We start from the raw sequence: 5,834 nt of genomic DNA, 5'->3' as shown, positions 1-5,834 counted from the left end.
GTGTTGGCGCCGGTGACGTAGGCCGCGTGGTGCTTGTCGTGGTGCAGCTCCATGATCTTGCCGCTGATGTGCGGCTCGAGGGCGCTGTAGTCGTACGGCAGGTCGGGCAGGGTGTAGACGGGCATCTCGTCCCCTTCGTCGTCGCGGATGTCGTTGCTGGTCACGCTACGACCTGAACCCTTGTTGAGGTCAACGTGTTCCGGGCAACGTGTCCCAGGTCACCACGGTCACGACGTCCACGCAGCGCCGCCGGGGAAGCGGAACTCCGCCACGGACTCCGGGCGCATCTGCGTGGAGTAGCCGGGCGCGGTCGGCACGACGTACGACACGCCCTCGCCGAGGTCCTCCACCAGGCACGGGTCGGTGAAGTGCTCGTGCAGGTGGTCGACGAACTCGGTGATGCGCCCGTCCAGCGACCCCGACACGGCGACGTAGTCGAGCACCGACACGTGCTGCACCATCTCGCACAGGCCCACCCCGCCGGCGTGCGGGCAGACGGGCACGCCGAACTTCGCGGCGAGCAGCAGCACCGCGACGATCTCGTTGATGCTGGCGAGGCGGCCCGTGTCGAGCTGGCAGTAGTCGGTGGCCCGCGCCTGGAAGAGCTGCTTGAACATCACGCGGTTGTGGCAGTGCTCGCCCGTCGCGACGCGCACGGGCGCGACGCCCTCGCGCACGGCGGCGTGGCCGAGGACGTCGTCGGGCGACGTGGGCTCCTCGATCCACAGCGGGTCGAACCGCTGCAGGGCGCGGACCCACTCGATGGCCTCGGGCACGTCCCACACCTGGTTCGCGTCGATCATCAGCGTGAGGTCCGGGCCGAGCTCCTCGCGCGCGATGCCGAGGCGGCGGACGTCGTCCTCGAGCCGCGCCCCGACCTTGAGCTTCACGTGCCGGTAGCCGGCGTCCACGGCCTCGCGGGTGAGGCGGCGCAGCTTGGCGTCGTCGTACCCGAGCCAGCCGGCCGACGTCGTGTACGCGGGGTAGCCGCGGCGCTCCAGGTGCGCGATGCGCTCGGCCTTGCCGGGCTCGGCGGCACGCAGGATCTCCAGCGCCTCGTCGCGGGTGAGGGCGTCCGAGAGGTAGCGCAGGTCCGCGACGTCGACGAGCTGCTCGGGCGTCATGTCCGCGAGCAGCCGCCACACGGGCTTGCCGGCGCGGCGCCCGGCGAGGTCCCAGGCTGCGTTGAGGACGGCGGCCAGCGACAGGTGGACGACGCCCTTCTCCGGCCCGAGCCAGCGCAGCTGGCTGTCGGCGGTGAGGCCGCGGTACGTGCCGCCCAGGTCGCCGACGACGTCGTCGACGTCCCGCCCCACCAGCCGATCGGCCTGGTGCCGGGCCGCCAGGGCGACGACGTCCGTGCCGCGCCCGATGGTGAACGTCAGGCCGTGGCCGGCCAGCGGCTCGCCCGCGGGGTCGGTGCCGTCGGTGCGCAGGACGACGTAGACGGCCGAGTAGTCGGCGTCGGCGTTCATCGCGTCCGACCCGTCGGCGGTGCGGGAGGTCGGGAAGCGGACGTCGGTGATCTCGACGTCGGTGATGGTGGGCATGCGCACCTCTTCGTGGCGACGGGCAGAAAGATCGGATGACTGAGGCCAACCTAGCGGCAACACGTCGAGAACGGCAACGAACGTGCGGTCGTCCGCGGGGCAAGAGATCCGAGGACTGGGGGCGTCAGGCGCGGGTCGAGCCTCGCTCGACCAGGTGGACGGGGATGGTCACGTGCTCGTGCGGACCGTCGCCGCCGGCCATCCGCTGCTCGAGGAGCCGCACGGCGGTGGCCGCCACGACGTCGTAGCCGGGGTCGACCGAGGTGATCCCCGGCGGGACGAAGCGCGAGACGCCGAGGTTGTCGAAGCCCACCAGCTGGACGTCGTCGGGGACCTGCACGCCTCGCTCGGCGAGGGCGGCCACCGCCCCGAACGCCACGGTGTCGTTGACGGCGAAGACGCCGTCGAACGGCGTGCCGTCGTCGAGCAGCCGGGTGACGGCGTCGTACGCGGCCTCGGACGTGAAGTCCGGCACGGGCGTGACGAGGCGCTCGTCCGCGACGAGCCCGGCCGCGCGGTGCGCCTCGGCCCATCCCGCGCGCCGGTCCGACTCCATGCCGACCGACGCCTCGACGGAGGCGCCGAGGGCGAGCACCCGCCGCGCCCCGCGCTCGAGCAGGTGCGCCGTCGCCAGGCGGGCGCCCTCGACGTTGGCGAGCCGGACGTGGTCGAACTGCTGGGGCACCTCCCGCTCGCCCAGGAGCACGATCGGGGTGGACGTCGGGACCCGGTCGAGCTCGTCGCTGAGCAGGCCGGCCACCGAGAGGAGGACGCCGTCGTACATCCGCAGCCGCGGCATGCTCAGCGACTCCATCTCGCTGCGCGCGTCCGCGCTGGTGCGCTCGACCACGAGGTGCCGGCCGCCGGCCTCGACCAGGGGGGCGATCCGGTCCGCGACCTCGCCGAAGTAGTCGTGGAAGCTGGGCACGATGAGGGCGACCGTGTCCGTGCGTCCGGCGCGCAGGTGCCGGGCGGTGAGGTTCACCTCGTAGCCGAGAGACTCGACCGCCGCGAGCACCCGGTCGCGGGTGGGGTCGCCCACGCGCTTCTTGCCCGTGAGCACGTTCGAGACGGTCATCATCGACACGCCCGCCTCCCGCGCGACGTCGCTCATCGTGACCATGCGCCACCTCCCGGGGTGATCCTGCCAGGCCGTGCGCGGCGGCGTCGTGCCGGCCTTGACGACGCGGTTCCGCCATGTCAGGGTCGGCCCGGATTAACGATAAACCGAGAAGGGCTCGAGGATGCGCTCCGACGATCCGTACGGCTATCTCCTCGTGCACTTCGTGGAGGACCCGGCGGGCCACGGGGAGCGCGTCCACCTCAGCCTCAGCGAGGGCGACGACCCGCTGCGATGGCGTCCGCTCCACGGCGGCGCGCCGGTTCTCGAGACCACCGCCGGCACCACCGGCGTCCGCGACCCGCACGTCGTGCGCCGGCCCGACGGCGAGGGCTTCCACCTCGTCGCCACCGACCTGCGGGTGTGGCGTCCCGCCGGCCCGGACTGGCACGAGTACGCCCGGCACGGCAGCCGGGACGTCGTCGTCTGGGACTCGCCGGACCTCCTGACGTGGTCGGAGCCGCGCCACGTGGCCGTCGCGCCGCCGCACGCAGGCATGGCCTGGGCGCCGGAGGTGTTCCACGACGCGGACACCGGCGTTCTCGTGCTGCACTTCGCGGCGGCCCTCTACGCCCCCGACGACCCGCGGCACGAGGGGCCCTGCGTGCCGCGGATCATGACCGCCACCACCCGCGACCTCCGCACGTTCGCCCCCGCCGAGACGTACCTCGAGCTGCCCGGTGGGGTGATCGACATGACGGCGGTGGCCGTCGGCGACGAGGTGCACCGGTTCGCGAAGCAGGACGACGGCGCGCCGGGGTCGTGGCAGGTCTTCCACCAGGTGGGGTCGTCGTTCTTCCACCCCGCCTTCCGGACGCTCGCGACCGGGCTGGGCCAGGTTTTCGGCCCCGCGGTCGAGGGTCCGCTCGTCTTCCCGACGCACGACGGGAGCCGCTGGTACCTGTGGGTGGACCAGTACGGCCGTCCGCCGCAGGGGTACCGGGCGCTGACCACCACCGACCTCTCGTCCGGACGGTGGGAGCCCGTGCCGGAGGAGGAGCTGCACCTGCCCCCGCACACCAAGCACGGCGCCGTGCTCCCGCTCCGGCGCGGCGAGTGGAGGGGCCTTGCCCGGCTCTGACCAGGACGACGCACCACGAAGGAGACGCATGAGAAGAACGCCCGTGCCGCTCACGCCGGAGGCTGCGGCGTGACCGGCCTCGACCACCGCCGCACCCGGAGCGTCGTCACGCTCACGGACGAGGGGGGCCGCCCTCTCGCGCACGAGGACGTCACGGTGCGCCAGGTGCGCCACGCGTTCGAGTTCGGCTGCGCGGCCTTCGAGGTGGCGGGCGCGGACGCCGGATACCAGGACCTCTGGCTGGGGCTGTTCGACACGGCGACCCTGCCCGTGTACTGGGGGCGCTACGAGCCGCGGCGCGGGGAGACGGCCCTCGCCGACCTCACCGAGGCGGCGCGCTGGTTCGCCGACCGGGGGGTGCGCCTCAAGGGGCACCCGCTCGTGTGGCACACGGTCAAGGCCCCGTGGGTCGACCGCCTGCCGCTGGACGACGCGGAGCGGCTGCTGCGCGAGCGCGTGCGCCGGGAGGTGCGCGACCTCGCCGGCCTGATCGACACGTGGGACGCCGTCAACGAGGTGGTGATCATGCCCCGGTTCACGAACGAGCCCGACGGTGTCCCCAACGCGATCAGTCGCCTGTGCGCACGACTCGGCCGCGTCGAGATGGTGCGGCTGGCGGTCGACGAGGCGCGCGGCGAGGGCACGTCGCCGCGCCTGCTGATCAACGACTTCGACCTGGGGCCCGAGTACGAGCGGCTGATCGAGGAGCTGCTCGAGGCGGGCGTGCGGATCGACGCGATCGGGCTGCAGTCGCACATGCACCAGGGCTTCCGCGGCGCCGACCGGCTGCTCGAGGTCTGCGACCGGTTCGCCCCCTTCGGGCTGCCGCTGCACTGGACCGAGACGACGCTCCTCTCGGGCGACCTCATGCCGGCCGACGTCGAGGACCTCAACGACCACCAGGTCGCCCGGTGGCCGTCCACGCCCGAGGGCGAGGCGCGCCAGGCGGACGACGTGGTGGCGCACTACTCGGCGCTCGTCTCCCACCCGGCCGTCGAGTCGATCACGTACTGGGGTCTCGGCGACGCCGGGGCGTGGCTCGGTGCGCCGGCGGGGCTCGTGCGGGCGGACGGCACGCCCAAGCCGGCCTACGACGCCCTGCGGTCACTGGTGCGCGACGCGTGGTGGACGGGCCCGACGCCGGGGCGCACGGACGCGGCCGGGCGGATCGACGTGGAGGGCTTCGCGGGCAGGTACGAGGCGCGCTGCGGCGCGTCGTCGGCGACGGTCGACCTGGCGGCGGGAGAGCACGCCGTGGAGCTGCGCCTCGCCCCCTGATCCCCGGTGAGACGGGGGTTGACGGGCCCGGAGGCGGGCTCTAGTTTAACGCTAAAATCGCAGACGGACCGGGCAGTCGGACGGTCGGTCGGCTCGGGCGACGTGGCCCGGGGTTCTCGAAGGGGAGACACATGATGGGTGATCTGACACCGCGGGCGCGCCGCCCGTGGCGGGCCGTCCCGGCAGCCGTCGCGGCGTCGTCGCTGCTGCTCCTCGCCGCGTGCAGCGGTGAGTCGGAGGAGGGCGGCGCGGGGCTGGACAACACCGAGGCGTCGATGACCGACTTCGCCGCCGACCAGCAGTTCAAGGCGACGGAGCCCGTCGACTTCTCGATCCTGTGGACCGACTGGCCGGAGCTCCCGATCAAGGACTCCTGGCAGCTCTTCGACGAGATCGAGAAGCGGACCAACGTCACGCTCCAGCCGACCAACATCCCGTTCAGCGACGCCACGGAGAAGCGCAGCCTGCTCATCAGCGCCGGCGACGCCCCCCAGATCATCCCGCTCGTCTACACGGGCGAGGACGCCCCGTTCGTCTCGTCGGGGGCGGTGCTCCCGATGAGCGACTACGTCGACCTCATGCCGAACTTCCAGAAGTACGTCGAGGAGTGGGACCTCGGCGACATGATCGACAACCTCCGCCAGGACGACGGGAAGTACTACATGGTCCCCGGGCTGCAGGAGGTGTCCGTCCCGGTGTTCTCGATGATCATCCGCAAGGACTTGAAGGAGTTCACGGTCTGCGGGGTCTTCGCCGCGTCCATCGCGAAGTTGATGTCACCCGCGCTCGTCTTCAGCGCGAAGGT

At 72.5% G+C, this 5,834-nt stretch carries 4 protein-coding genes and 2 pseudogenes; 3 read left to right on the top strand and 3 right to left on the bottom strand.

Annotated features, from left to right (window positions below):
- The 3 genes and pseudogenes from ACFWEK_RS18015 to ACFWEK_RS18005 form a co-directional block, all read right to left on the bottom strand.
- Positions 1–125, bottom strand: a pseudogene (locus ACFWEK_RS18015) (superoxide dismutase); the annotation flags it as partial.
- A gap of 102 nt (positions 126–227) precedes the next feature.
- Positions 228–1,550, bottom strand: a complete 1,323-nt coding sequence (locus ACFWEK_RS18010; RefSeq protein ID WP_430554914.1) for an enolase C-terminal domain-like protein — start codon at positions 1,548–1,550, stop codon at positions 228–230.
- A gap of 124 nt (positions 1,551–1,674) precedes the next feature.
- A complete protein-coding gene (locus tag ACFWEK_RS18005; protein ID WP_430554913.1) occupies positions 1,675–2,673 on the bottom strand; it encodes a LacI family DNA-binding transcriptional regulator in 999 nt (332 codons plus the stop codon).
- 121 nt (positions 2,674–2,794) lie between these two features.
- Here ACFWEK_RS18005 and ACFWEK_RS18000 point away from each other — a divergent pair, with 121 nt between their 5' ends.
- From ACFWEK_RS18000 to ACFWEK_RS17990, 3 genes and pseudogenes are all read left to right on the top strand, one after another.
- The gene (locus tag ACFWEK_RS18000) at positions 2,795–3,751 is read left to right on the top strand and encodes a glycoside hydrolase family 43 protein (protein WP_430554912.1); all 957 of its coding nucleotides are present in this window, start codon (positions 2,795–2,797) and stop codon (positions 3,749–3,751) included.
- Between the two features lie 69 nt (positions 3,752–3,820).
- Positions 3,821–5,029, top strand: a complete 1,209-nt coding sequence (locus ACFWEK_RS17995) for an endo-1,4-beta-xylanase (protein ID WP_430554911.1) — start codon at positions 3,821–3,823, stop codon at positions 5,027–5,029.
- A gap of 131 nt (positions 5,030–5,160) precedes the next feature.
- Positions 5,161–5,834: pseudogene (locus ACFWEK_RS17990) on the top strand (sugar ABC transporter substrate-binding protein); the annotation flags it as partial.

The sequence above is a fragment of the Isoptericola sp. NPDC060257 genome, assembly GCF_042726645.1.
GTDB classification, from domain to species: domain Bacteria; phylum Actinomycetota; class Actinomycetes; order Actinomycetales; family Cellulomonadaceae; genus Isoptericola; species Isoptericola nanjingensis.
The sequence above is the reverse complement of the archived record's forward strand: the minus strand, read 5'-3'. Positions and strand labels throughout refer to the sequence as shown.